This is a genomic window from Desulfovibrio sp. MES5, assembly GCF_002237645.1.
GTDB lineage: Bacteria > Desulfobacterota > Desulfovibrionia > Desulfovibrionales > Desulfovibrionaceae > Desulfovibrio.
The window spans coordinates 63,512-89,014 of the sequence record NZ_MJUZ01000001.1 but is presented as its reverse complement, the minus strand read 5'-3'; the positions used below and the strand labels follow the sequence as shown (position 1 = coordinate 89,014).

Sequence of the window (25,503 nt, the reverse complement as noted above, 5' to 3'; positions counted from 1 at the left end):
AATTATTCCTTCTCGTCGTTTAGGACAGTTACAATTTTTTGGTGGGCACGTTTCTCCGCAGCCTTCTTCAGCAACGTCATTTCCCTTTTTTTCTGCCTCATACGAATTTCAGCACCGCCATTGACTTGAGCGCAGTATTGGTCAAAGGGCATGCGCAGATGCGACGCAAGTGATGATTTCCTAGTTCCGGAGCCTGAGACTTGAAGCAACATGTCGATGGCGGGTTCCGACCACTCTGGTGTCAATGTTATCGAAACACGGCCCCAGGTTGCGATTGAAACGGACCCAAGTATTGCTAAACATATACCTAGAGGATCTAGCCCTGTAATTGTTGCTAAATATTTAGCAATGTTAACGAGATTATCCGGCAGATATTTAATGGCGCGTGAATCAAATCTTGGTTGTAAAAGCGGCTTAATCTTATGCCGTGCAAGTTTTCGCCGCGCCCAAGCAATATTTAGCCTGCGAATCCTTTCTTCACGATTTTTCTTACTTTCCTTCAGAGCCTTAACCAGCCGATTTTCTTTTTCTAACCTCCAAAGTAGGTCATCGCTATCGTTGATAACATCAAACTCAATCGGGGTAATGTATTTCGCTAGAGATGAAGACCTCGTAGTTGAATCTTTAAATCCAGAGGTACTAACGTGGCTTTGTTCTAGCATTTCTTTTTTCTTAAGCCCTATAGTGTGCGAAATGGAAATGGTTTGAGAAATCCTCCTGCCTTCACGTTCCGTTTTGTCAACGAGCTGGTTAATATTGAAGTGATCCATGGCTACTTCCTAACTGGCTTGCATGCCAAGCGGGGAGAATCCCCCGCTTGGCAAAAAGTTTATTCTGGTTTGCGTTAATCCTTCAGTTCTACACTGCAGGTAATACGTGTTGGCATTACAGCAAAATGCTGCTGTAAAGTGATCGCTTTAACTTTTATTTCCCTGGTTGAATCTAAGTTGGCTACCGTAGTTAGAGTAGTATTGATTAGATTTTCCGTCGCCATGCGGACAACATCGCCTATATCTTGCGTTTCGCAAACTTCCGGGGAAAGAATTTCCACATCAATAGTTTCTTTTTTGGGGAAAGCGATGTTTCCAGCTTTAGCAGGTGAGTTCATTTTCATCTCCAGTCCGGTAAGGGGTTAAGAGCGTGCCACGCTCGGTATGCTCCACACGAATGTATTCAACAGAATCGTCAGCAACTGGGAGCACTGACCGTATTGGCGTAGATGCCAGAGCCAGTTCGTACGAAGGGACAATAGGGGTGAGCTCTCCAGCCATGAGCAGCTGCGCAAGAAAGTCATTTAGCTGGGACTTGCTGAGGTGATGCCGCAGCATAATTGCGCGTCGTGGATGCCCTGCGCGGCAATCAGCCGCTACGGCTTCACGTTTTGCCTTTTTATCCTTGGCTGAAAGACGGTTGCGATTTTTCGAACTTTTACGCGAAGAGTCTTTTAGGTCTTCGCCCGCTTGGAATGTGGCAGCTTCGACTTCTGTCGAGAGCGTCACCTTATGATTAAATCCGTCCATACCCCCTCCTCTTTGCACTCCTGACAGCCCTTGCTGTCAGGAGCGCGCTGGATTGTTCATTTGACCCTCCTTTGCCGCATAGACCCATGGAATAGGGGGCCCTCGGCCGAAGAGGCAGCCCACCATTAGCTCATCCTACTTTCCAGCCAGTCACAAAAACTGTCTCGAAAGAATACCACACGACCATTGCATTTAGCCGCTGGGGGCCCTTGCTGCTGGCACTGCAAGTTTGCCAAAGTCTGAGCTTTGATGATCCCGCCGATTAAGGCCGGGACATCCTTCCGCTTGAAGGCCACAGGCAGTGTGCGTCTAAATTCAGAGATGATTTCATTAGTTGTGGTCATAGGTTCCTCCTTGTTGAGATGGGTCAACCATAACTCACGACCAGAGGGAAAATCAACGCTAACACACTAAAATTATAGAGAAAAATTAGTACAAACCGAGACAATCTGGGACAAGTATCTAGGAAGGGAGACCTCATTATTGAGGTGGTCGCGAAGAATGGACCGACTATTGCTGCAGACATAGACGAAGAAGGACGGTTTTCGATGCCCAGCTAACGGAATTAATAACTGGAATTTATGGAGAAAATTCCACGCAACGACCAGACTGGAAATATCCGGATCTGGAGTTGACGTGGGCATAAACGAGCTGTTTTTGATTCCATTTCGCGGATCACGCAGACGAGACAAGACTTGCAACATTGGGCCACTAAATTGGACGTAACCAGGCACTAATAACCGATCACCGACTAAAGGACGTTTATTCTTGCCAGCCAGACATTCTGCTGGCGGACACAGCCTGAGAGGAGAACGTGGCCGTTAGTGCCTCACTCATAATAAAAAATTTGAAGTTTAAGCAAAAATATAACTTAAAAAAAATTATGATTGTTGAATGTATGCAGCATAAATACTTATATTAACAATTTCCTTATTCATGAAGCCGATCAAGTCCATATTTACTATATAATTCATCCTCTATAACTTTTTTAGCAGCCCTTTCTATCGTTTTATATGAGTATTCAATGCCATACTTTTCTTTAAGATACTTTTCTCTCATTTTTTGTGAAAGATCCTTACCGTAACATACATAGTAGCAACAAAGTCTTGTTTGATCTTGACCATGCGCACCACAGATCCCCCGCTCCCATTTTTCATGAATGGTTGCAGCATCTCCACAACGGCGCTCATCAAACTTTCTAATAATATCAGCATTCAAATTAATGCTATTATTTATACTAACGTTTTCTATTTCAAATTTATTACTCTGAAAATTTAATATATTCATAGTGACATTACAACGATCACTTTTTATAACTTCAGGAAAACAATTTGACATTTTTACCATATCAAGTGGAACTGAAAAAGTCAGTCCAGGCCCGTTATACTTATTTACTATCGCATTCATGATAAAATATGGACTATTATTTTTTTTGACAATTGATTTAACCAATGAAAATTCATCAATACAGCGTGATTTCTTAGATTCATATATACTACTATCAATGGGATGCCATGGGCCATACCACAACAGTTTACATGTTAATTCTGTCGTCCACGTTTCGTACTGGAGCCAAGATTGCCATTTTTCCATAGCATCAAAATTTCTAAATGGTATTCTATTTTTTGAGAATCTAAATCTGCGAAAAAATCTCGAATCAATACACCTTGTGGCAGCATTCCAACGTTCTTCTATTTCAAAATAATTTTTTGATGGGTATATCTGAGGAATATCATCTGGAATAACACCCATTCCAGCTTTTCTTAATTTTACATCAGATGTAGTCACAAACATATATATATCATTCAAACGTTCAGCATCCCATCCTGGCAATATATTTGTATGGTTTATACAACTATCATCATAGCAATAAATAACATCATCAGTGTTCATTGCCCTTCCCCCTTAAATACCCGCTTATTTTAAAAATCTGTGAAAATGTATTTACGACTTAATGCCCAACCCTTTAGCCAGGCATTCAAATAAATCATATTAAAGGTGTGACATCCTCCGTTGAAATTCCGCTCCAAGCAAAAAAATTAACCTGTGCCATTTCTTAGCCCAGTCATTTTTGCGCTATACGTTATCCCAACACACCCTGCAGCACTAACGTGGCTGCTTGCATATTGTCGGGAGTAAGATGACTATAACGCTGCGTCATCTTCATATCACGATGCCCCATAAGCTGTGCCAACGTAAACATGGGTGTGCCTGCTTGGGCAAGCCAAGATGCAAATGTATGCCTAAGCGTATGAAATACCACACGCTGCCGGGCATCATCTATCTCAATGGCTTTGCCTTCAGCGTCAAACTCTCCAGTATCATTCAAGCCTAATTCACGCACCGTATTCTGAAAAGAATCCGACACTTGCACTCTCCGCTTACCCGTTACAGAAGGAAATACAAGAGCTGTTTTATGTTGACCTTTATTTCTACTGCATAGCATTTCTCGGACTTCTTGTGTCATATAAGCATGGCGACTATTAGTATTTTTAGGGTCACGGATGTACAAATTTCCGTGTTCAAAATCCACATCGCCCCATGTCAAAGCATGAATTTCCCCTGCCCTTAATCCAGCGAACAGAGACAGCAACGCAGTGTCGTGCACATCTTGAGAACGCGACTTTAAGCCATCAAGTAGCATACGAGCTTCCTCTCGCGTCAGGAATCGAACACGCCGGTTATCCACTTTGGGTTTCTTAATTCGTCGTGTAGGACTATCCCCTTGAACAAAATCGCGCACCGAAGCATAGTTCCATACTTGAGAAACAACAGCTAACGCATAACGGATACTAGCGGCGCTTTTACCCATCTGTTGCATGTTCATGGCGATCTTCTCTACCAGTGCACTTGTAACCATCTGCAAAGGGATCTCGCCCAATATTGGACGAATCCAATTTTTAAAAAGATGCTTTTCGCTGTGTATGCTCATTCTTTTTTTGCTTGCCTCGGCATACGGTAAATATTCCGCATCCCAAAACTCCAAAAAGGTTGTTGCAGCCAAGGAAGCTGCATGCGCAGATTCCCTCTCTTGCATTATTTTTGCTTCATTGGAAATTTTCATTTCTGCCAAGGTCTGCGGCCCTCTTCCAGTGCGAATGGCTTCGCGCAATTCAGATAGCAAACCGAACGCTTTTTCAGCAGTCATCTTTTCAGAGGCCCACCCCGCGACTTCCTCTTTGTCCTTGCCATTCAACTTGTATCGAATGGAGAAACAGCGATCGAGACGGACACCATGCTTGCGTGTTGCATGTTCCCGATAGCGCACTCCGAGGAAATTTGTTTTATGCCAAGCAACTGCCATAGACGCCTCCTGCTTATCCCGCCCTTATCCCGCTATCATAGCAGAAGTAACGGTATAACCTAGTATAAAATGGTAAGCAAATAATGGCAATTTTCCTGTGTTATCAGCACGTTTAGTAAACTTTAGTAAGTCCTGGTAACTATTTACTTATGGACTGTTAATCACTAGGTTGGCGGTTCAAGTCCGTCTCGGGGAGCCAAAAGAAAGTAAGCCCTTGCAGTTAATCGCTGCAAGGGCTTTTTTCGTTGGGCTACCACGGGCTACTTGACCGCCCCGGACAGTTCGGCAGCAGAAGTTGGATGTGGAAACCATCTGCACTCTGGAATTCAGAAAAGAATATGTGAACCTGACCGCACATGAAGCAACGGGCCCATTTGGGTGCTCACGTGTAGATATTGATGCGCGCCTTTACCGTTATTACACTGAGCTTCGGCATGTTGATCAAACAGGGTGCTGTGTTGCCTGCATCCCGCTTTTTTTCAGTTTACGGTACAAGGTTACTCGATTTATCCCCAACAATGCCGCAGCTTTCCCCATGTGTCCGCCGCATTTGTCCAGCGCTGCCCCTATGGTTTCAAACTCAAGCGCGCGCAAATCCAAGGCTGGAGACTTCGCACAACTCGCGCTGCTGGAAGCTGTTTCTGCCCCGCCTCGCAGGCTTTGCGGCAGGTCGACGAGGGTCGGCGCACTACCGTGCATCTTCGTCAGCGTGCTGATAACCACATTTTCGAGTTCACGCACGTTGCCTGGCCAATCATGCGCATACAGCGCTGCCATGACTTCAGGGCCAAAGGCTATGCCGCCAGGCAGGCCGTGTTCGTTAGCATAGTTATCTACCATAAATTCCAGCAGTGGAACGAGGTCATCCATGCGACTGCGCAAAGGCGGAACCTGCAGGCTGATGACGGAAAGGCGGTAATAAAGATCATTTCTAAAGCGGCCGCTTTCCACAGCCTGCATCAGAGGCACGTTGGTCGCGGCTATGACGCGTATGTCAAGTGGCCTTGCGCGCTCGCCCCCCACTCTTGTCACGCTTTTTTCCTGTAATACTCGCAAGAGGTTAACCTGGGCCGTTAAGGGCATATCTCCAATTTCATCAAGGAATATGGTGCCGCCCTGGGCCTGCTCGAACTTGCCTTTTTTCCCGGCCTTGTCCGCACCGGTAAAGGCCCCGCCCTCATAACCGAACAGTTCACTTTGCAGTAATTCGGGCGAAAGGGCCGCGCAGTTTACAGCGACAAACGGGCCCGAACGCCGTCCACTGGCCTGATGCATGGCCTGGGCCAGCATTTCTTTTCCAGTGCCGCTTTCACCCTGGATCAGGACTGTATGTTCCGTGGCGGCAATTTTTCTGGCATCGTCAATAAGGCCACGCATGATCTCACTTTGCCAGATGATATCCTGAAAGCCATAACGGCCTTTCCCGCCCTGATTCGGCTCGTCTACCTTCCTTCGCAACACCCCGACAATTCCCTCGCATTCTCCATTGGCATCCCCGGCGCTGCGCAAACACGCTTCAACCACAAGAGGACTGGAAGAAGCTGAAAAGAAGTGCAATTCTGCCAGGTCACGACCGATTTTTACCCCCTGCCTTACAGAGGCATAATTGGAAACAAGGGTGTGTATGTCACGCCCGATCACTTTGTCATCCTTGACGCCCAGCAGTTTCAAGCCTCGCGGGCTGACATGCGTCAGCACATCTTTATTGTCCACTATAAAAAATGCTTCCGTGCTGCTTTTCAGCACTGTGGAAAACTGGGTGCGGAGTTTCCGGTTGGCGTCACTTTGCGCGCGATAGCCCAACTCAGCTCCGATGGCTCCGGCGGTTAGCTGAACCAGACTCAAAAGTTGGGATGGATGCCTGCCTCCCCCCACTGTAGTGATATCAAGCACACCCTGCAGGTCCCCTTGCGGGCTGAATATGGGTGCGGCGGTACAGCTCCAGTCGTGGTACACTTCCCGGTAGTGTTCACACATGCGAACCTGGACGGGACGTTTCTCGGCCAGGCAGATGCCCGGTGCGAATGTGCCTATGCCCACCTCAGAATGCTTTGCCCCTGGAAAGACACAGAGCTGCTCAGCGAGCCGCTTTGGTCCTCTCGCGCCCAGAAGGTCAAGAATATAGCCGTCATTGCTGTACAGCATGACCAGACACCCCTTGCCGAACAGCAGATCATGCAGTTGCCGCAAATGGCTGGTGGCAACTGACAGCAAAAGTTTATTCTTTGCCACGACGCTTTCTGCCTCCTGCACGAAAGAGCAGGAGGAGTCATAGGGGTTTACCGCAAGATTAAGACAACGCTGCCACGAGGCCGCTATTTCCGGACGCAAAAAAGTTGTCTGCACTTCCCGGTTCACGGCAAGTGCTTTCCAGGCTTCTCTAATGCGCGCCAATGAAGCGCGCTGCCCCATCTTTTTCTCGATTTGACTTGTCATAACTGCACCGGTGGTAAAGCTGCACTTGAAATTATTTCACGCCGTCCGAGCTTGAAAACTGCAACAGACTCAGCATTCATGTTGCACAAAGCAATATTGCCGCTAAAAAGCATGTTGCATGATGCATTATTTAAAAAATTTTAAATAAATTACACTAGTTCTATGTTGCATTTTGCAACATAGATGCGTCGTTTCATGTAAAACAGCATAATTTGGCATACCACAAACAGTCAATAAGGCAAAAATATTTTTTACTAAAACAACCATAAAAACAAATTACTCCCTATAAAAACTGCATGTTACATATAATTAGCGCCAATACATGCAAATTGGCAATGTTATTGCAACCTATGGTCGTGTCAAACGGGTTCATCCCCATCTGACTTCCTCATGCGGAGCTGGCGCGACGCGGCAGAATCCACGTCAACCCGGGCCGTATAAGCCAACAATCTGCTCCAACCATAACAGGGACAGGCCATATGAAACTTGCAAGACTCTTTTTAACCATCAATGGCGCACGGCGCATGGTTGTTTGTGATCCAGAAAAGGACTCTCTGGCGGACATGCTGCGCAGGCTTGGCCTCACAGGAACCAAGATCGGCTGTAAGGCAGGTCAGTGCGGCGCGTGCTCTGTCATATTGAACGGCGAAGTCATCCGTTCATGCATACGCAAGATGAAAAACGTCAAAGAGTTCAGTGTAATTGAAACCATTGAGGGCATTGGCACGCCCACATGTCTGCACCCGCTCCAGCAGGCCTGGATAACCTACGGCGGTGTTCAGTGTGGTTTTTGTTCGCCCGGCTTCATTGTTTCCGCCAAGGGGCTTCTGGATAAAAATCCCGACCCTTCGCGTGAAGAAGTTCGCGACTGGTTTCAGAAACACCGCAACCTTTGCCGTTGTACTGGCTACAAGCCTCTGGTGGACGCGGTAATGGCCGCAGCCAGGGTCATGCGCGGCGAGGCCGCCATTGAGGACATCACGTATCGTGAAGAAGAGGGCGCATCCATCTACGGGAGTAGATATCCCCGCCCGGCGGCCCTGGCCAAGGTCACTGGCCTGTGCGACTACGGCGACGACATCAAGCTGAAGATGCCCGACAGCACCCTGCACCTCGCCATTGTGCAGCCCAAGGTGGCCTCCCATGCCAAAATCATCGCCATTGACACTTCTGCGGCAGAAAAAATGGATGGCGTAGTCAAGATTGTAACCGCCAAAGACATTAAGGGGACCAACCGCATTGTAGTTCCGGTCGTGCATCCGCGCTCCACTGAGCCGGGTACGGAACGCCCGATTATCGCCGATGAAAAAATCTTCCGCTACGGCGACGTGGTGGCCGTGGTCATCGCCGCTACAGAAAAAAAAGCCCGCGAAGCCGCCAAAGCCGTCAAGGTGGAAATTGAGCCGCTGCCTGAATACCTCAGCTTTCTGGACGCCGTTGCCCCCGACGCCCTGCGTATCCACACCGGCCCAAACACTTACCTGATGCAGCCTGTACTCAAAGGGCAAAGAGCCGAAGACGCCATTGATGAAGCATTCTGCTCAGTGGAAGGAAGTTTTCACAGTCAGCGCGAACCCCACCTGAGTATTGAGGGCGACACCCTCCAGGGCTACTGGGATACGGAAGGCAACCTGACCATTCATTGCAAGACCCAGGCCGTGGGCTGGCACCGGGCGGGCATTGCCGGCGGCATCGGCATGGATGTGGAGCGCGTGCGCATCATTGAAAACCCCACGGGAGCCAGCTTTGGCTGGGCCGCGTCCCCCGGCAGTTACGCCATAATGGGGGCCTGCCTGATGCTTGTGGACAATCCCCTCACGCTTACCATGTCCTATGAAGAACACCAGCATTTCAGCGGCAAACGCACAGCCTCGTACACCAATGGACGCATGGCCTGTGATGAAAACGGCCTGCTCACCGCGCTGGAATTCGATACCGGCATAGACCACGGCCCCTACACCGAGGTGTCGGATCATATCATCGAAAAAGTGGCCCGCTTTATGGGCTTCCCTTACGCGATTCCCAATGTGTCGGGCCTGTGCCGCATAGCGCACAGCAACCATAATTACGGCACTGCCTACCGGGGCTTTGGTTCGCCGCAGGCATACACCTGCTCCGAAGCGCTTGTGGATATGCTGGCCGAAAAAATGGGGATGGACCGCTTTGCATTCAGATACAAAAACATAGCCCGTGAAGGCGACCTGAACATAAACAGCGTGCCTTTCAGGGAATATCCCATGCAGACGCTCATGGATATGATCAAGCCCTACTACGACAAGGCCATTGAAGATGCCAGGACGTGCAGCACCGAAAGCAGAAAACGCGGCGTCGGTCTTGTGTGCGGCGGATTCTCCTGCACCCTCGGCCCCCACGACCACTGCGAGGTGGCGCTGGAACTGAACCCTGATGGCACTGTTACCCATTATAATACGTGGGAGGACCAGGGGCAGGGCGGCGATATCGGCACGCTCACCCATACGCACGAGGCTTTGAAACCTCTGGGGCTTGCTCCCGGCCAGATAACTCTGGTGCAGAACGACAGCCATGTCTGCCCGGATTCTGGCATCGCCGCAGGCAGCCGCCTGCACTATATGGTGGGCAATGCCACTATCCACGCGGCCAATCAGCTGCTTTCCGCCATGCGCAAGCCGGATGGCAGCTACAGAAGCTACGCGGAGATGCTGGCGGATAACATTCCCGTAAAATATGTGGGCGTATTTGACGTCACCGGCACCGGCCTCAGTGCTCTCGACCCCAATACGGGGGTAGGTGATCCAACACAGGCCCTGACCTACGGCGTTTTCCTCGCCGAGGTGGAGGTGGAGGTGGAAACGGGCAAGACCACAGTGCTCAGCATGCGCTGCGCCGGCGACGTGGGCAAGATCGGCAATCTGCTGGCTGTGGAGGGACAGGGCTATGGCGGCCTGTCCCACACCATCGGTTACGCCCTTTCCGAGGACTACTCCGACTTCAAGCGCCACGCGACGCTTGCCGGGGCGGGCGTTCCCTACATCAAGGACATCCCCGACAATATGGAGCTTATGTTCCTTGAAACGCCGCGTGCCGACGGCCCCTTCGGCTCTTCGGGCTGCTCCGAGCTTTTCCAGTCATCCAGCCATATGGCGGTCATAAATGCCATCTATGACGCAACAGGGGTGCGCATCTATGAGCTCCCGGCACGGCCTGAAAAAGTCAAGGCCGCGCTGGAAGCCAAGGCTGCGGGAAAGTCCCTCAAGCCCAAAAAGTACTTTCTTGGCTCTGACCTTTACGACGCCCTGGACGATATCGCCGAAAACCCGGTGTAAAGGCTCTGTCTGGTTCCCGCCGTGCTTCGGCGGGGACCAGACAGCGGTGTGAATAACATCTTTTTGCCAAAATGGTCGCTTCGCAGTCTTCACCTTTTACCACGAGGACACAGCAATGAAAATCACTGCCGCCGTCTGCCGCGCCCCCCAGCATCCCCTGAGCTTCGAGCAACTGGACATTGAAGAACCGCGCGACAATGAGGTGCTCGTCAGAGTGACCAGTTGCGGCGTATGCCACACTGACATGGCCATGCGCGATCAGGTGTATCCCGTACCGCAGCCTGTTGTGCTGGGACACGAAGGAGCAGGGTTTGTTGAAAAAATCGGCCAGAGCGTAAGCGGCTTCGCCCCTGGCGACCCTGTCATCATATCCTATAGTTCCTGTGGCGTTTGCCCCACCTGCCTGGACGCCGCGTCCGGCCTGTGCCATCACTATTGGGATTACAACTTCGCCTCCCGGAGACTGGACGGCAGCACCGCGCTCCGCAACGGGCATGAAGAAATTCACAGCCACTTTTTCGGGCAGTCCTCTTTCGCCACATACGCCCTTACCCGCCCGGACAATCTTGTAAAGCTAGAGACCACGGAAAATATGGACTGTCTCGGCCCGCTTGGCTGCGGCATACAGACGGGGGCCGGTGCGGTCATGAATGTCATGCGCGCCCGTCCAGGAGATAGCGTGGCGGTTTTCGGCACTGGGTCTGTCGGCCTCAGCGCGGTGATGGCTGCCCGGGTGTGCGGCGCCACTGTCATAGTGGCCGTGGACCGTAATGAGCAAAGGCTCGCCCTTGCGAAAGAGCTGGGCGCCACGCACACCATCAACAGCGCCAAGGTTGACGATCTGGTCACTGCAGTGCGCGAGGCCACCGGCGGCAGGGGCGTGAACTACAGCCTCGACACCACAGCCAGGGAAGCCCTGCTCAATGCCCAGGTGGACTGTCTGGACATCAGGGGCAAGGCCGTCATCGTGGGCGCTTCGCCGCAAGGCACACGCATCAATCTGGATGCCGTGACCTTTATGAACCAGGGCAAAACCATCATGGGCGCCGTTGAAGGCAACTGCGTGCCCAAACGCTTTTTGCCCAGACTTATAGCCCTGTTCCATCAGGGACGCTTTCCTCTGGACAAGCTGATTACCTTCTATCCCTTTGAGCAAATCAACCAGGCCATTGAAGACAGCGAAAAAGGCCGCGCCATAAAGGCCGTTGTCAAAATGTCCTGACCAAAAAGGCTGCTCCGGCCGGACGCGACTCCCGGCAAGGCCCTCCGAAGGTTTGCGGAGGGCGCGGAGCGCCACAGACACAACGTGCCCCCTGTATTTTCGCCATGCCAAACGGACGGCGCTTATGAGCATAGAAAATTTCAAGGCTTTTTCGCAGGCCTGTTTCCGCGACTGCCCTCCCCCCTGTTCCTGCGCCTGCCCGCTTGGCGTGGATGTTCGGGCAGTTATGGACAAGGTGCAGAAAAAAAACTTTACCAGCGCCTACAGGCTTTACCGCAATCATGTGCTTTTTCCTGCCATCGTCAGCGCCATCTGTCATGAACCCTGCCGCGAAGCCTGCGTGCGGCGCGGCGCTGGGCAGGAAATTCTGCTCAGGTCCGTCGAGGCAGCCTGTGTGGCGCATACAAAAAACGCCGCTCCCATTTCTTTCAATGTTCCTGCCAAGCCGTACACCGTGGCAGTGATCGGCGCCGGGCTGAGCGGGTTGAGCTGCGCCCTGAAGCTGGCTTCGCGCAATTACGGCGTTCTGCTGTATGACAGGGAAGAACAGCCAGGAGGGAGCCTGCGCCATCGCATGCCCGAAGAAGTTTACCTGAAGGAAATCGCCGGGCAGTTTTCAGAGGTGGAGTGCAGTATGCATTTTTCCACGGAGGTAAAGAGACTGGACTCACTGAAGGCCGACGCCACATATGTGGCTACAGGCAAGGGGGGGGAAGATTTCGGTTTGCTTGAAGGTCTTGACGTCAATTCACTGGGGTCTGCGCAAACAGGAATTTTCGTGGGGGGAGAAATATTGGGCTGTAATCCCATCGAGGCCATTGAACACGGCATCCGCGCTTCCTATTCCATTGAAAAATTTCTTCAGGGCGGAGCTATGGACGGCATGCCTGAAACCTATATGAAGCCCCAGGTACGCCAGGCTTTTTACCAGATGCCCCTGCCGTTTGCGCCTACAGCTATGGAAGAAGGAGAAACCTGCCCCGAGGCGGTGCAGGCCGAAAGCCTGCGCTGTCTGCGCTGCAACTGTTCCCTGTGTCATGACCAGTGCGATCTGATGCAGACTTTCCGCTCCTATCCCCCTAAAATGGTGCAGGATACCATATCTTCTATGGGGCCCAGAGAAAACATCACCCAGCGCGTGGGGATGAAGATGCTGAATTCCTGTCTCCAATGCGGTCTTTGCAAAAAAGTCTGCCCGGAGAATGTGGATATGGAGCAGTGCCTTCTGGAAGCGCGGCGCAGCCTTCACCTGGATAAGGCTCTGCCCCCGGCCTATCATGATTTCTGGCTCAGGGATATGGAGTTTTCCAATGGCCCTGCGGCTCTGTTGTACAAGCCATATACCGGCCATTCGGTTGAGTATCTGTTTTTCCCTGGCTGCCAGCTTGGCGCTTCAGACCCGGCCTATGTCACGGCAAGCTGTACGGCTCTGCTGACGCGATACCCCCGCACGGCTCTGTTGCTGGGCTGTTGTGGCGTCCCTGCCGAATGGGCGGGCAACGAAAGTCTCCGCGATACGGCTCTGGATTTAGTGCGCGAAACCTGGCTCAGCCTTGGCAAGCCCCAGTTGGTGCTGGCATGCCCTACCTGCCGTAAAACATTTTCACGCTATTTTCCTGAGGCACGGAGCATTTCTCTTTTTCAGCTGTTAGCCGGTATGCCAGACCTGCCGCGCAGCAGCGATCAGCCTTGCAGGGGGCATGATATATCCGTGTATGACCCCTGCTCCAGCCGCGATGATCCCGGTTTGCAAAAGGATATCAGAGAGCTGGTCGTGCAAATGGGACTTACGGTGCACGAACTTCCTGTAGGCGGCCCGCTGGCCCGCTGTTGCGGATTCGGCGGGCAGGTACATGCCGTCAGGCCGGAATTCGTGCGTGAAGTCGCAGCGCAGCGGGCCGCATTGGCTGAGCGGGAATACATCACTTACTGCACCAACTGTCGCGATAGTTTTGCCTTAAGCGGCAAGCCCTGCAGGCATATTCTCGACCTGCTCTTCACGGGCAACTCCCCTTTCCGCAGACCGCCCACAATCAGCGAACGGCGTCGCAACAGGATATGGCTCAGAAATTACTATGAAAATATAGGGGGGCAGCCCCGTACCCCACAGCCACAAGGCGGCCCAGACATGCAAATAACCTTTACCCAACAGCTCAAGGAAAAAATGCAATGGCTGCTCATTCTTGAAGAAGAAGTGGCCCAGGTGATCGATTACTGTGAACGTACCGGAAAAAAAGTGTTCAATCCCGCTACAGGCCGTTTCACAGGACACAAATCATTGGGACTGACGACCTGCTGGGTGGAATACGGCACGCAAGACGGCGCTATTATTGTCTATAACGTGTACAACCACCGCATGACCATTGAAGACAGCCTGTAAGACCAGGGAGCGTTCATGTCTGACAAGCTTTTGTGCCATAGCTGCAACTTGCCGCTGCAGATGGTAAAAACCAACTTCAGCTACCTTAAGCATACGTTTTCGGCTGAGGTTCCGCGATGTCCGAAATGCGGCATGGTATACCTGCCGGAGAATCTCGTCCGCGACCGCATGATCCCCGTTGAACAGCTTCTTGAGGACAAATGAGGCACTCGGGCCAAAAACAATATGGGAGACAACGCCATATGAGCGACAGTGATGCAAAGGACATACAGGCGCTTCTTCAGGAAGGTCTATGCTGCAGCCAGGCCATCGTGACTATGGGCCTGCGTTTACGTGATGAAGAAAATCCTTCTATGGTGGCGGCGGCATCCGGCCTGTGCCAGGGTATGTACGCAGGGGAGGCATGTGGCTGCATTACGTCCGCTGCCCAGGTTTTGGCTCTCGTGGGAGGCCCCCGGAATGCTCCGCTGATGATTCCACAACTGCTGGAATGGTACGATCAAATCAGTCGCGAAAAATTTTCAGGCCAAACCTGTATGGAAATCACGGGGGGCGTATTGCGGCCGGACATATGCATGCCCCTGGTTGTAGAGACATGGCAGGCTGTCAGAGAAATTCTGGCGGAATTTGGGTTTGAGTCCTGATGATGCGCACTTCCTCGGTTCGAGAACTTGTGGCCCGCTCCACCGGACTTGGAGGCGCACTGTCGCCGCAAAGTCTTGCACGTTGGCAGATGGACAGACTGCGTGAGCAGATTGCCTGGGCGCAACGAGCTCCGCACTACAGGCAAACGCTGCGTCACATTCAGGGCTGCGACTTGAAAACGACAGAGGATCTGCCCCGGCTGCCCTTCACCACAGCGGAACACTTGCGCCATGCGCCTGCAAGCCTTGTCTGCGTCTCACAAGGGGAAGTGGCCCGTATCATTACACTCGCCACATCCGGCACCAGCGGACGCCACAAAAGAATTTTTTTTAGCGAACACGATCTGGCACGATGCATGGATTTTTTTGCCCAAGGCATGCGCGATATGGTCAGCCCCGGTGGGTTGGTTCATATCCTTCTGCCCGGCAATACGGAAGGCGGAACAGTAGACCTGCTCCATAACGCTCTGGGCCGGGATGGCGTTAGGGTAGCGCTGCATGGCTTTCCACGCCAGCCGGAAAAAATTGATTTTTTTGCTTTGCCCGCGCTTCCGAAAGAACACCCTGACTGCCTTTTGGGGCAGCCTGTGGCTATTCTGCGTGTAGCCCATGCGCATCCCGGGCTGCGCCCCACCAGAGTACTGCTGTGTGCGGATTATGTGCCGCTTTCAATTATTGCCCGTATTGAAAGGATGTGGGGCAGCGAGGTATTCACTCATTACGGCAGCACTGAAAGCGGTTTGGGCGGAGGGGTGGAATGTTGCGCGCGCCAAGGGTACCACTGGCGACATGACGACCTCCTGCTTGAGATCGTAGATCCACTGACAGGCGCGGCCTTACCGCCAGGCCAGTGGGGGGAGGTGGTCATTACCACACTGCGACGCAAAGCCATGCCGCTTATACGGTACCGTACGGGCGACCGGGGCCGCCTTTTGAACACCCCGTGCCCCTGCGGTTGTGACCTGCCCCGGCTTGACCGCATCGCGGGACGCTTTGACAATGATCTGCATTTTTCCGGCGGCGGCAGATTGTCCATTCATATGCTGGATGAAATCCTGTTCGCTCTGCCGGAAGTTCTGGATTATACAGCAGTTCTGCGTGATGATTTTACCCTTGAGCTTTCAGTCTGTACGAGGCCCGACGCCAGCTTTCAGAAAGTCCGGGATGCCCTTGAAGAATGCGGGGCTATTCCCAAGCCCTTCACACTGCATCAGAACACGTGTCTGCCTCTTTCTCCGGCCAAAAGGGTTATCCAGCGCAATCACGCCGTGTAAGAGTCGAGAACTCAAAAAAACGAAAAATTAATAACACTCAGAGAACTCCTGGCAGTGCGCTTGTAATGCCCCCCATGAATCAAGCGGCCTTTAAGGGAGTATCCTTCCGTTTTTTACCAGCCTGCTGATGCACGCATTTCGGGGTCTTCCAGCCAAGCGCCGAGTACAGGTATGTGGTATTAAAGATTTCTATCCAGCTGGAAAGTGCGTCGACCAAGTGCTCAAGGCTGCGCCATTCATGCAGCCAGAAAAGTTCTTCCTTAATCGTGCGCATTGTCCGTTCAGTATCCGCGTTTCCTTTGGGATTGTTATAGCTAGTGAATGCCTGTGAGATGCCTAGTATCGCGCACTCACGTACAAAAGCCTTTCCCGTTGGTTGGCAGCCGTTATCACTCATCAGGCTCAAACCCTGTTCTCGGACGCCTTCGGGAAAGTGCGCTTGAATGCCCATTTCCAAGGCTTGTAGCCACTCGTGACTTCGACTTTGGTAGGCAGCATGGTGGCCGACGATCTTTTTAGAAAACCAGTCCACTACCAGTACAACATACACCCAGCCACTTTCCGTCATGACCTTGGTCATATCGACGTCCCACCATTGGCAGGGCCGAACAGCACGCGTTTTGCTTCCAGTGGGAGTGCGCTTTGCCCGCAAAACTGCTCTCCTAACTCCCAGTCCATGCAGATGCATTAAGCGTCCCACCCGTTTGGCGTTGACGTTCATGCCGTTTTTATGCCGAAGGGTAGCCCACACGCGGCGGTAGCCCCAAAAAGGATGCTCCATTTTAAGGGCTTCGATCAACGGCAAGAGCTCGGCATCGCGCTGAAGCTGAACCTGGGCGGTTCGACGCCTCCCGCTTACCAGTCGGTTTTTTTTAATTCCAGCGTCAACTCGCCAACGGCTTGCTTAAGCTTTTGGTTCTCTGCCGAAAGGCGTTCTTCTCGGCGGTTGGTCGTGCCGGCTTCGAATGCCTGGGCGGCATTGGCCAAAAACGTATCTCGCCAGCGGTAGTACATGCTCTGAGTGATTTGATATTCACTGCAAAGGCTTGCCACAGAGCGCCCCTGCAAGCCTTCAAGCACGATGCGGGCTTTACTTTTGCTGTCCCAGATACGGCGTTTCATGTTTCCTCCAGAGCTTGAAGAAAACTACCTTAACAGGGCTGCCTTGTTAATGGGGGGCAGTATACAGCCACCACCCTGATTCCTTCTTGAACCTCCTCGCGCCGCTCCCTTGTACCCTACGCCCAGCCCTCCAGTCTGGCCGCCACACCTGTTCTGCCCCAACCTCTTCCGTTCCCCTGCCCGTGCTGCGCATGAAGTCCGGGCACTACGCCAGCCCCCCTTTGAGCGTCACGCTTGCGTGACGCTTCTTGATCTGCCTCTCAAGCAACCAACAAAGGCTCCCCAATCCCGGCTGGACATCCTGCCTACCGCTTACCATCATTGTAGGGCCATTTTGCCAAGCAAAAGAAAACATTGGTTATTATTGTCTACTGTCTTTTCTTATCATAGTGCTTGGTTAACCCCGTCTCTTTAACCGACTCTATTGGCAGGCAATTTACATGGATTGATCATTCATTCAACTTATTTCATAGTTTTTTAGTACTATTTCAGCAGTCAGACAGCATCCGCAATTGCTGCTTTTACTCTTGCCACAGAAAAAAAAATTTCTGCTTGCCTAAAACAAAATTTTGGGCTTAATCTTGTTGATTTACTTAAATAAAATTATCTTAATCTTGATTAAAATTGTCATGATCAATCCTTATGAAATCTTTGCATTTTTTTTGATTTAAGGTATCAGGAGTGCCACCGGGAAACTTGACTTCATGGCTTATTGTGATCAGTTCTCAACAGAGGCTGTCCGCCATAATCGCATACCCGGTACCTTTTAAGGAGAGGTTGCAGGCAAGCAGACGCATGCCGGGCTTTTAGCGGCGCACGGCTGGGCCGGGCCCGTCGAACCCACGTTTCAGCGGCATCTTGACCCTACGGGAGAAAACGCATGACCATTTTGTTTTACATCTTGGGCTATTTGGCGGTAGCCGGCTTTATTTGCATGGCATACTTGAAAATCAGGTCCTATATGGCCGCCAGCCCGTTGCATGTGCGCTGGGAACTTTACCCCGTCCCGCATGAAGGCAGCAAAACCGTCTACGGCGGCAGCTTTATGGAAGAAAAGGACTGGTGGACCAAGCCGCGCCACATTTCACATTGGGGCGACATCAAGGCACTGCTCACTGAAGTGCTTTTTCTGCATGCCACATTTGAACACAACATCAAGTTGTGGGTGCGCTCGTATCCCTTCCATGTGGGCATGTACATGCTCATGGGCGGCACGATAGTCGTGCTTTGCGCTGCTTTTGCCCAGCTTTTCGGCCTGAACCCGCAGGGCGGAGTGATGATCTTTGTGGGCAACGTCATCAATGCCATGGTGCTTGTCGGCACGCTGTGCATCATCATTGGCGGCATCGGCCTTATCGAAAGGCGCCGCAACGATGACGGCCTGCGCCGCTACAGCACGCCCGAGCATTACTTCAACCTGATCATTTTCATCGTTTTCGGCCTTCTTGGCCTGGCCGCCTGGGCCTTCTCTCCCTCGTATTTCGAACTGGCCCGCACCTTTATTTACAACCTGATCACCCTCAACTTCGCCCCGCAGACCAGCATGCTGTTCAGCCTGCAATTGCTGGTGGGCTTCTTCCTGCTCATCTGGATTCCCATGACGCACATGGGGCACGTTTTCATGAAGTACTTCACCTATCATGACATCCGCTGGGGCGATGAGCCCACCAGCTGCAGCGAGAAGAACAAGCAGAAAATCCTTGAGGCCCTCAAGTTCAATGTGACCTGGTCGGCCAAGCATATTTCAGGTGATGGCGCCCCCAAGAGCTGGGTAGACGTCGCCACGACCAACCCCACAGAAAAGAAAGAAGACTAGGGAGAGTCCAGACATGAAAGACAACCTCCGTTTGACTGACGTTTCCACCGTCGACGGGCAGATGGTCAGCATTGACCTGAAGGAAATCCCCGATCTGGCTGTGGATATGCATACCATGCCCTGGAAACCCTTCACCGATGAGCAGAAGGAAAACACGGCCTGTATTCTTGATGAAGTCTGTGTGCTGAACATCCCCAAGCCCAAGAACCGTGAAGAAGAGGAAGAGCTGGTCAACAAGTTCCTCGACGGCATGCGCAAGCTGTTCACCAAGGAAAACAACTGGACCTTCCTGCCCATGCTTGAAACCAGCATGGACTACTGCGCCCAGTGCAACTCCTGCTCTGAAGCCTGCCATCTCTATGAAATGTCGGGCGAGAACGAAATGTACCGCCCCAACTTCCGTTCCGAAATCTTCCGCCGCATCTACAAGCAGTATGTGAAGAAGGAACCTCTGGCAAAATGGCGCTACGGCGACATGAACCTGAACTGGAAGACCGTGGCGCGTCTGGGCGAACTGGCCTACCGCTGCAACCTGTGCCGCCGCTGCGCCCAGACCTGTCCCATCGGCGTTGACAACGGCCTGCTGGCCCGCGAGATCCGCAAGCTGTTCAGCCAGGAACTGGGCATCTACCCCCGCGAACTGCACGACCGCGGCACCATGAATCACATGAAGGCCGGTTCTTCCACGGGCATGACGTCCGAAGTGGTGAAAGAAAACGTCGAATTCATTGATGAAGACTACACAGAAATCACCGGCGTGGGCATCCACACGCCCTTTGACGTGCAGGGCGCGGACATCATGCTGCTGCACAATGCCGGTGAAATCATGGCCTGGCCTGAAAACATCGCTTCCTTCTCCCTCATCTTTCAGGAAGCGGGCCTTTCATGGACGCTTTCCAGCAAGGCTCTTGCCTATGACGGCGTGAACTACGGCGTATTCTACGACGACGCGCAGACCGCCCGTATCGCCCTGCAACACATGATGGCCGCCAAGGAACTTGGCGTGAAAAAAATCGTCATCGGCGAGTGCGGCCATGCCCACAAAGCCCTTACGGTTATTGCCGACCGCGTTATTCCTTTTGAATACCAGGTTCCGCGCGAAAGCTGCTACGTCACCCTGCGTGACATCGTCATGAGCGGTCGCCTCAAGCTTGACCCCTCGCGCAATGACTTTCCCGTGACCCTGCACGACCCCTGCAACGTGGTGCGCCTCATGGGCATTGTTGAGCCCCAGCGCGAAATCATCCGCAAAATCGCGCCCCAGTTCCGTGAAATGCCCCACCACGGTGTGGACAACTACTGCTGCGGCGGCGGTTCCGGCTTTGCCATCATGACCCGCAACAACATCGAGCAATGGCGCGGCAACATCTCCGGCCGCAAAAAGATGTGGCAGATCAGCGAAGCCTTCAAGGATTGCCTTGGCCCCGAAACTCGCAAGTACATCTGCGCCCCCTGCTCCAACTGCAAGGGCCAGATTCGCGAAATCCTTGAGCACAATGATCTGTACACCAAGAACAACTTCGCCTATGGCGGTCTGGTGGAACTGATTGTCAACGCCATGACCAACGTGGAACCCGGATTCATCAAGTTTGAAGGTGAAGAAGGCGCTGAGTAATAATTGAAAGGATTCGCGACAGGCAGCCACGCTTGCCTGTGCTGATCAGAGGGGGGCGTTGGCCCCCCTTTTTTTACGCCGCAAACAACAGCCCGCACTAAATAGCTTTATCTATATACAGCTAAATACTTACTTATTTATCGCGGCATACTCTTTGGCAAAAACTGTCATTAAGGTCGCAAGTCTGCAAAATCATTTTTCTCTTGCCTTTGGGCAAGTGGAACTATAACCTTAACAGTAGCTTTTATGGTCTGGGGAAGCCGGACTGCTTCCCTCCTTTGCTGCATAACGCACCCTCACGGCTCACTTCCAACCAGCAAGCGTTGAGGTAACTATGGCTCGTCTTGAAACAACCGCCGAGGTTTTGCGAAATAAGGGCGTAAGCCGCAGAGATTTTATGAAATTCTGCGCGATCACCGCCGTTGCCATGGGGCTTGGCCCCGGCGCGGATCTGGCCATTGCCCAGGCCCTTTCCACCAAACCTCGTCTGCCGGTGCTCTGGATCAACGGACTCTCCTGTTCCTGCTGCACCGAATCTTTTTTGCGCACCGCCCACCCTCTTGCGGCGGACATCATCCTTTCAATGATCGCTCTGGACTACCAGGATACCATCATGGCGGCCGCTGGCGACCAGGCCAACGCCGCCTACGAGCAGGCCATCGAAAAATACAAGGGGCAGTATATTCTGGCCCTTGAAGGCAATGTGCCTCTGAACGGACAGGGCATGTACTGCATTGACGGCGGCAAGCCCTTTTACGAAAAGCTCAAACAGGGTGTGGAGCATGCCAAGGCCGTTGTGGCCTGGGGCACGTGCGCATCGTGGGGCTGCGTGCAGGCGGCCTCGCCCAATCCAACCGGCGCCACCCCCCTGCACAAGCTTTTTCCCAACAAACCGCAGATCAAGGTTCCCGGCTGCCCGGCCATTCCTGAGGTCATGAGTTCCATCCTGACCTACATCATCACCTATGACCGCCTGCCGAGCCTTGATTCACAGGGGCGGCCCGAAATGTTCTATGGCGTGCGCGTGCATGACCAGTGCTACCGCCGCGCCCACTTCGACGCCGGGCAGTTTGTTGAGTCGTGGGACGACGAGGGCGCGCGTTCCGGCCTGTGCCTGTACAAAATGGGCTGCAAAGGGCCCACCACGTACAATGCCTGCCCTTCCACCCGCTGGAACAACGGCGTTTCCTTCCCCATCCAGTCCGGGCACGGCTGCATCGGCTGCTCGGAACAGAACTTCTGGGATCAGCAGTCCTTCTATGACCGCATCACCACCATCCCGCACATGGGCACCAACTCCACGGCCGAAACCGTGGGTGTTGCCGCAGTGGCCGGCGTGGCGGCAGGCGTGGCCATTCACGGCGCGGCGACCATGGTTCGCCATGCCTGCTGCGACAAGAAAAAAACCCCGGAAGCTAACGACGACACCAGCAAGAGCTAAGGAACGCACCCATGTCCTACGAATACAATACGCAAGGATATACTGTTGTTGACGCGGGCCGCCGCCTCGTTGTGGACCCTGTGACCCGCATTGAAGGGCATTTGCGCTGCGAGGTGAACATCAATGACGACAACGTCATCACCAATGCCGTTTCCTGCGGCACCATCTTCCGCGGCATAGAAATCATCCTTAAAGGCCGCGACCCGCGCGACGCATGGGCCTTTACCGAGCGCATCTGCGGCGTGTGCACGGGCACCCACGCCCTGGCTTCCGTACATGCCGTTGAAAACGCCCTGGGCATTGATATCCCCGATAACGCCAATATCATCCGCAACCTCATGCAGCTCTGCCTCATGTACCATGACCACCTGGTGCACCTGTACCATCTGACCGGTCTGGACTGGGTGGACGTGGTTTCGGCCTCCACCGCCGATCCCAAGGCAACCTCGGAGCTGGCGCAAAAACTGTCGCCCTGGCCCAACTCTTCGCCGGGCTACTTCAAATCCGTCAAGGACAAGCTGCTCAAGCTCATCAATTCCGATCAGCTCGGCATCTTTACCAACGGCTACTGGGGACACCCTGCCTACAAGCTCCCGCCCGAAGCCAACCTGATGGTTGTGGCCCACTATATTGAAGCTCTGGATTTCCAGAAGGACGTGGTGCACATTCACACCATCTTCGGCGGCAAAAACCCGCATCCCAACTGGCTGGTGGGCGGCGTGCCCTGCTCGCTCAACATTGACGGCGTGGGCGCTGCCGACGTCATCAATCAGGAACGCCTGGATTTCATCCTGCAGGTCATCGAACGCTGCCGCACCTTTGCCCAGCAGGTGGTGATTCCCGACACGCTGGCCCTGGCCAGCTTCTATGGCGACTGGCTCAATATCGGCGGCGGGCTGTCCAAGCTCTCGGTACTGGCTTACGGCGGCATCCCCAGCATTGCCAATGATTACACAGATAAAAGTCTGCTTTTGCCCCCAGGGGCCATCATCAACGGCAACTTTGATCAGGTTTTTCCCGTAAACCTCACCAATCCCGAAGAAATTCAGGAGACGGTCAACCACTCTTGGTACAAGACCTATCCTGCGGGCAAGACCGGCCTGCATCCCTGGGAAGGCATCACCGAGCCGCACTACAACCCCGGCCCCAACATCAAGGGAACGCCCACTGACCTCAAGCAGGTGGACGAAAGAGACCGCTACTCCTGGCTCAAGACGCCCCTGTGGCGCGGACACCAGATGGAAGTCGGCCCTCTGGCCCGTATGCTCATCGGCTACGCCCGCAAGAATGACGAAATCAAGGGCCTGGTTGACGACTTTCTGGGCCGTGCGGGCGGCGTGCCCGTCACCGTGCTGCAGTCCACCCTGGGCCGCATCGCCGCCCGCTCTCTGGAGCTGGCCTGGTCTGCGGAAAAAATGCGCTATTTCTATGACAGGCTTATTGCCAACCTCAAGAACGGCATACGCACCACTGCCAATACCGCCAAGTGGAAGCCCGAAACCTGGCCCGCCACCGAACTGCGGGGCGTGGGCTTTACTGAAGCTCCGCGCGGCGCGCTTGGCCACTGGGTCAAGATCAAGGACAGAAAGATCGAAAACTATCAGTGCGTGGTGCCCACCACCTGGAATGGCGCGCCCCGCAGCCCCGACGGCCAGCTGAGCGCCTACGAGGCCTCGCTTATGAACACGCATATGGATATTCCGGAACAACCTCTGGAAATCCTGCGCACGCTCCACAGCTTTGACCCGTGCCTGGCCTGCTCGACCCACATTATCGGGCCTGACGGCAAAGACCTGCTCACTGTGCGCATGGATCGGGGCATGTAGCTTCGCCCTTTGACGCCCCGGCGCACAAGCGCCCCAAGCGTAGGAGAACCATCATGAGCGAGATGAAAGAAAATCCGCCTGAAATGCCTTTGGGCAAGAGCATATATGTGTACCAGCTGCCCATCCGCATCTGGCACTGGGTCATGGTCATCTGCGTGTGCGTGCTCATTGTCACGGGTTATATCATTGGCAAACCCTGGCTTTCCGTGGCAGGCACCTCCGCCTACGACACCTTTTACATGGGCTATACCCGCATGGCGCACTTCATCGCGGGCTTTGTGCTCATCATATCCACTGTACTGCGCTACATCTACGGCCTTTTCGGCAACCGCTACTCGCGCGAGCTGATCATCCTGCCGGTCTGGCGCAAAACCTGGTGGAACGAACTGTGGCACGACATACGCTGGTACCTTTTTCTGGATAAGGAACCACGCGCCTATATCGGGCACAACCCCCTTGCCCAGGCCGGAATGGCCGTGGGCATGGTCTTCATGCTTGTCATCATGCTTACAGGCCTTGGCATGTACGCTGAAAGCAGCCATCAGGCCTTTTTCAGGCCCTTCCTCTTTGTGCTGGACTTCGCCTACTGGATCGGCGGCAATGACCAGGAGCTGCGCAGCCTGCACCGCCTTGGCATGTTGCTGCTGGTCACCTTTGTGACCGTGCATATCTACATGGTCATACGCGAAGAAATCATGGGCAAAACCACCCTGGTTTCCGGCATGTTCAGCGGCTACAGGGAGCGGCGCAAGCCTTAAGCCCTTTAAGACCATATACCAGGGCGGTCCCGCACGAGTGGGGCCGCCCTCTGCTTGCAGGCACAACCTGCACCGTAACAGGACACTTCATGGAAGCGGTAGTAATCATCGGACTGGGCAATATTCTCTATGGCGACGAAGGCTACGGCGTCAGGCTGGCGCAAAACCTCTATTCTCACTGGGACTTCCCCGACCATGTGGACATAGTTGATGGCGGCACCCAGGGGCAAACCCTGCTGACCCACGTTGAACGTGCGGACAAGCTGCTGGTGCTGGATGCTGTGGATTTTGGCCTGGAACCGGGGCAGATGGTGCTGCGGGATCAGGTGCCCGCCTATCTCACTGCCCAAAAGATCGGCCCGCATCAGAACAGTTTTTCTGAAGTTCTCGGTCTTGCCACGCTGCGCGGCAACATGCCCGACCACTGCGCCCTTATTGGTGCGCAGCCTGCGGCCATGACGCTGGGCGCGCCCCTTTCGCCCGCTGTGGCCCAATGCCTGAACAAAGGGGAAGACATGGCGCTGGAAATTCTGCGGCGCTGGGGGGTTGAGCCCGTCCGACGGAATGACCCGCGCCGCCTGTCGGCCTCCGCGCTGGATGCCTTGCTCCAGTAGGGCGCAGTTGAGCAATGTTACTTTGGAATGGTTTGTGGGGGCGGCGGCGCGCTTATCGCAATGCTGGTACGCTTGTTGATGCACTTGTTGAAATGCTTTGTGGGGGAGGAGACCCTTTTGCAAAAGGGTCTCCTCCCCCACGCCCCCACCCCCTAAAACCCTTATTGCTTGTTCGTGCGGCTTGGAGCGCACTGTCAAAAGGCGCAGCAGAGCCTGCCCGGGCTTT

21 protein-coding genes are annotated in these 25,503 nt (G+C 53.4%); 12 read left to right on the top strand and 9 right to left on the bottom strand.

The window, feature by feature from the left end:
- Positions 1-2: 2 nt before the first annotated feature.
- From BCS36_RS00370 to BCS36_RS00340, 7 genes are all read right to left on the bottom strand, one after another.
- Complete coding sequence (locus BCS36_RS00370) at positions 3-770, bottom strand: DUF3987 domain-containing protein (RefSeq protein ID WP_291300950.1); 768 nt, start codon at positions 768-770, stop codon at positions 3-5.
- 74 nt (positions 771-844) lie between these two features.
- The gene (locus BCS36_RS00365; protein ID WP_291300949.1) at positions 845-1,108 is read right to left on the bottom strand and encodes a hypothetical protein; all 264 of its coding nucleotides are present in this window, start codon (positions 1,106-1,108) and stop codon (positions 845-847) included.
- Positions 1,092-1,520: a hypothetical protein gene (locus tag BCS36_RS00360; RefSeq protein ID WP_291300948.1), complete on the bottom strand. Its 429-nt coding sequence runs from the start codon at positions 1,518-1,520 to the stop codon at positions 1,092-1,094. The genes BCS36_RS00365 and BCS36_RS00360 overlap by 17 nt, the downstream gene beginning before the upstream one ends.
- A 125-nt stretch (positions 1,521-1,645) precedes the next feature.
- Positions 1,646-1,864, bottom strand: coding sequence for a hypothetical protein (locus BCS36_RS00355; protein ID WP_291300947.1), 219 nt, complete (start codon positions 1,862-1,864; stop codon positions 1,646-1,648).
- A 586-nt stretch (positions 1,865-2,450) separates the two neighbouring features.
- Positions 2,451-3,413: a hypothetical protein gene (locus BCS36_RS00350; protein WP_291300946.1), complete on the bottom strand. Its 963-nt coding sequence runs from the start codon at positions 3,411-3,413 to the stop codon at positions 2,451-2,453.
- A gap of 190 nt (positions 3,414-3,603) precedes the next feature.
- The gene (locus BCS36_RS00345) at positions 3,604-4,824 is read right to left on the bottom strand and encodes a site-specific integrase (protein WP_291300945.1); all 1,221 of its coding nucleotides are present in this window, start codon (positions 4,822-4,824) and stop codon (positions 3,604-3,606) included.
- Positions 4,825-5,265: 441 nt separating this feature from the next.
- Positions 5,266-7,260 (bottom strand): sigma-54-dependent Fis family transcriptional regulator, encoded by a 1,995-nt coding sequence (locus tag BCS36_RS00340; RefSeq protein ID WP_291300944.1) that lies wholly within the window; start codon positions 7,258-7,260, stop codon positions 5,266-5,268.
- Positions 7,261-7,739: 479 nt separating this feature from the next.
- Here BCS36_RS00340 and BCS36_RS00335 point away from each other — a divergent pair, with 479 nt between their 5' ends.
- From BCS36_RS00335 to BCS36_RS00310, 6 genes are all read left to right on the top strand, one after another.
- A complete protein-coding gene (locus BCS36_RS00335; protein ID WP_291300943.1) occupies positions 7,740-10,565 on the top strand; it encodes a molybdopterin cofactor-binding domain-containing protein in 2,826 nt (941 codons plus the stop codon).
- A 115-nt stretch (positions 10,566-10,680) separates the two neighbouring features.
- Positions 10,681-11,787: an NAD(P)-dependent alcohol dehydrogenase gene (locus BCS36_RS00330; RefSeq protein WP_291300942.1), complete on the top strand. Its 1,107-nt coding sequence runs from the start codon at positions 10,681-10,683 to the stop codon at positions 11,785-11,787.
- A 124-nt stretch (positions 11,788-11,911) separates the two neighbouring features.
- Positions 11,912-14,167, top strand: a complete 2,256-nt coding sequence (locus BCS36_RS00325) for a pyridine nucleotide-disulfide oxidoreductase/dicluster-binding protein (RefSeq protein WP_291300941.1) — start codon at positions 11,912-11,914, stop codon at positions 14,165-14,167.
- A gap of 15 nt (positions 14,168-14,182) precedes the next feature.
- Positions 14,183-14,371, top strand: coding sequence for a DVU_1557 family redox protein (locus tag BCS36_RS00320; protein WP_291300940.1), 189 nt, complete (start codon positions 14,183-14,185; stop codon positions 14,369-14,371).
- Positions 14,372-14,409: 38 nt separating this feature from the next.
- Positions 14,410-14,811, top strand: coding sequence for a C-GCAxxG-C-C family protein (locus BCS36_RS00315; RefSeq protein ID WP_291300939.1), 402 nt, complete (start codon positions 14,410-14,412; stop codon positions 14,809-14,811).
- The gene (locus BCS36_RS00310; RefSeq protein ID WP_291300938.1) at positions 14,811-16,085 is read left to right on the top strand and encodes a DVU_1553 family AMP-dependent CoA ligase; all 1,275 of its coding nucleotides are present in this window, start codon (positions 14,811-14,813) and stop codon (positions 16,083-16,085) included. The genes BCS36_RS00315 and BCS36_RS00310 overlap by 1 nt, the downstream gene beginning before the upstream one ends.
- Before the next feature lie 79 nt (positions 16,086-16,164).
- Here the strand turns inward: BCS36_RS00310 and BCS36_RS00305 are convergent, their stop codons facing one another.
- The gene (locus BCS36_RS00305; RefSeq protein WP_291300967.1) at positions 16,165-16,947 is read right to left on the bottom strand and encodes an IS3 family transposase; all 783 of its coding nucleotides are present in this window, start codon (positions 16,945-16,947) and stop codon (positions 16,165-16,167) included.
- Positions 16,941-17,207, bottom strand: a complete 267-nt coding sequence (locus BCS36_RS00300; RefSeq protein WP_291300937.1) for a transposase — start codon at positions 17,205-17,207, stop codon at positions 16,941-16,943. Before BCS36_RS00300 ends, BCS36_RS00305 begins: the two co-directional genes overlap by 7 nt.
- A 961-nt stretch (positions 17,208-18,168) precedes the next feature.
- On the opposite strand from BCS36_RS00300, the gene BCS36_RS00295 reads away from it, so the two are divergent.
- From BCS36_RS00295 to hybD, 6 genes are all read left to right on the top strand, one after another.
- Positions 18,169-19,023 carry a respiratory nitrate reductase subunit gamma gene (locus BCS36_RS00295; RefSeq protein ID WP_291300936.1) on the top strand — a complete coding sequence of 285 codons (855 nt, stop codon included), beginning with the start codon at positions 18,169-18,171 and terminating at the stop codon, positions 19,021-19,023.
- A gap of 13 nt (positions 19,024-19,036) precedes the next feature.
- The gene (locus tag BCS36_RS00290) at positions 19,037-20,638 is read left to right on the top strand and encodes a (Fe-S)-binding protein (RefSeq protein WP_291300935.1); all 1,602 of its coding nucleotides are present in this window, start codon (positions 19,037-19,039) and stop codon (positions 20,636-20,638) included.
- A 334-nt stretch (positions 20,639-20,972) separates the two neighbouring features.
- On the top strand, positions 20,973-22,079 hold the full coding sequence (locus tag BCS36_RS00285) for a hydrogenase small subunit (RefSeq protein ID WP_291300934.1): 1,107 nt from the start codon (positions 20,973-20,975) through the stop codon (positions 22,077-22,079).
- Positions 22,080-22,090: 11 nt separating this feature from the next.
- The gene (locus BCS36_RS00280; RefSeq protein WP_291300933.1) at positions 22,091-23,905 is read left to right on the top strand and encodes a nickel-dependent hydrogenase large subunit; all 1,815 of its coding nucleotides are present in this window, start codon (positions 22,091-22,093) and stop codon (positions 23,903-23,905) included.
- Positions 23,906-23,958: 53 nt separating this feature from the next.
- A complete protein-coding gene (cybH, locus tag BCS36_RS00275) occupies positions 23,959-24,663 on the top strand; it encodes a Ni/Fe-hydrogenase, b-type cytochrome subunit (protein ID WP_179981223.1) in 705 nt (234 codons plus the stop codon).
- An 89-nt stretch (positions 24,664-24,752) separates the two neighbouring features.
- On the top strand, positions 24,753-25,277 hold the full coding sequence (hybD, locus tag BCS36_RS00270; protein WP_291300932.1) for a HyaD/HybD family hydrogenase maturation endopeptidase: 525 nt from the start codon (positions 24,753-24,755) through the stop codon (positions 25,275-25,277).
- Positions 25,278-25,503 lie beyond the last annotated feature (226 nt).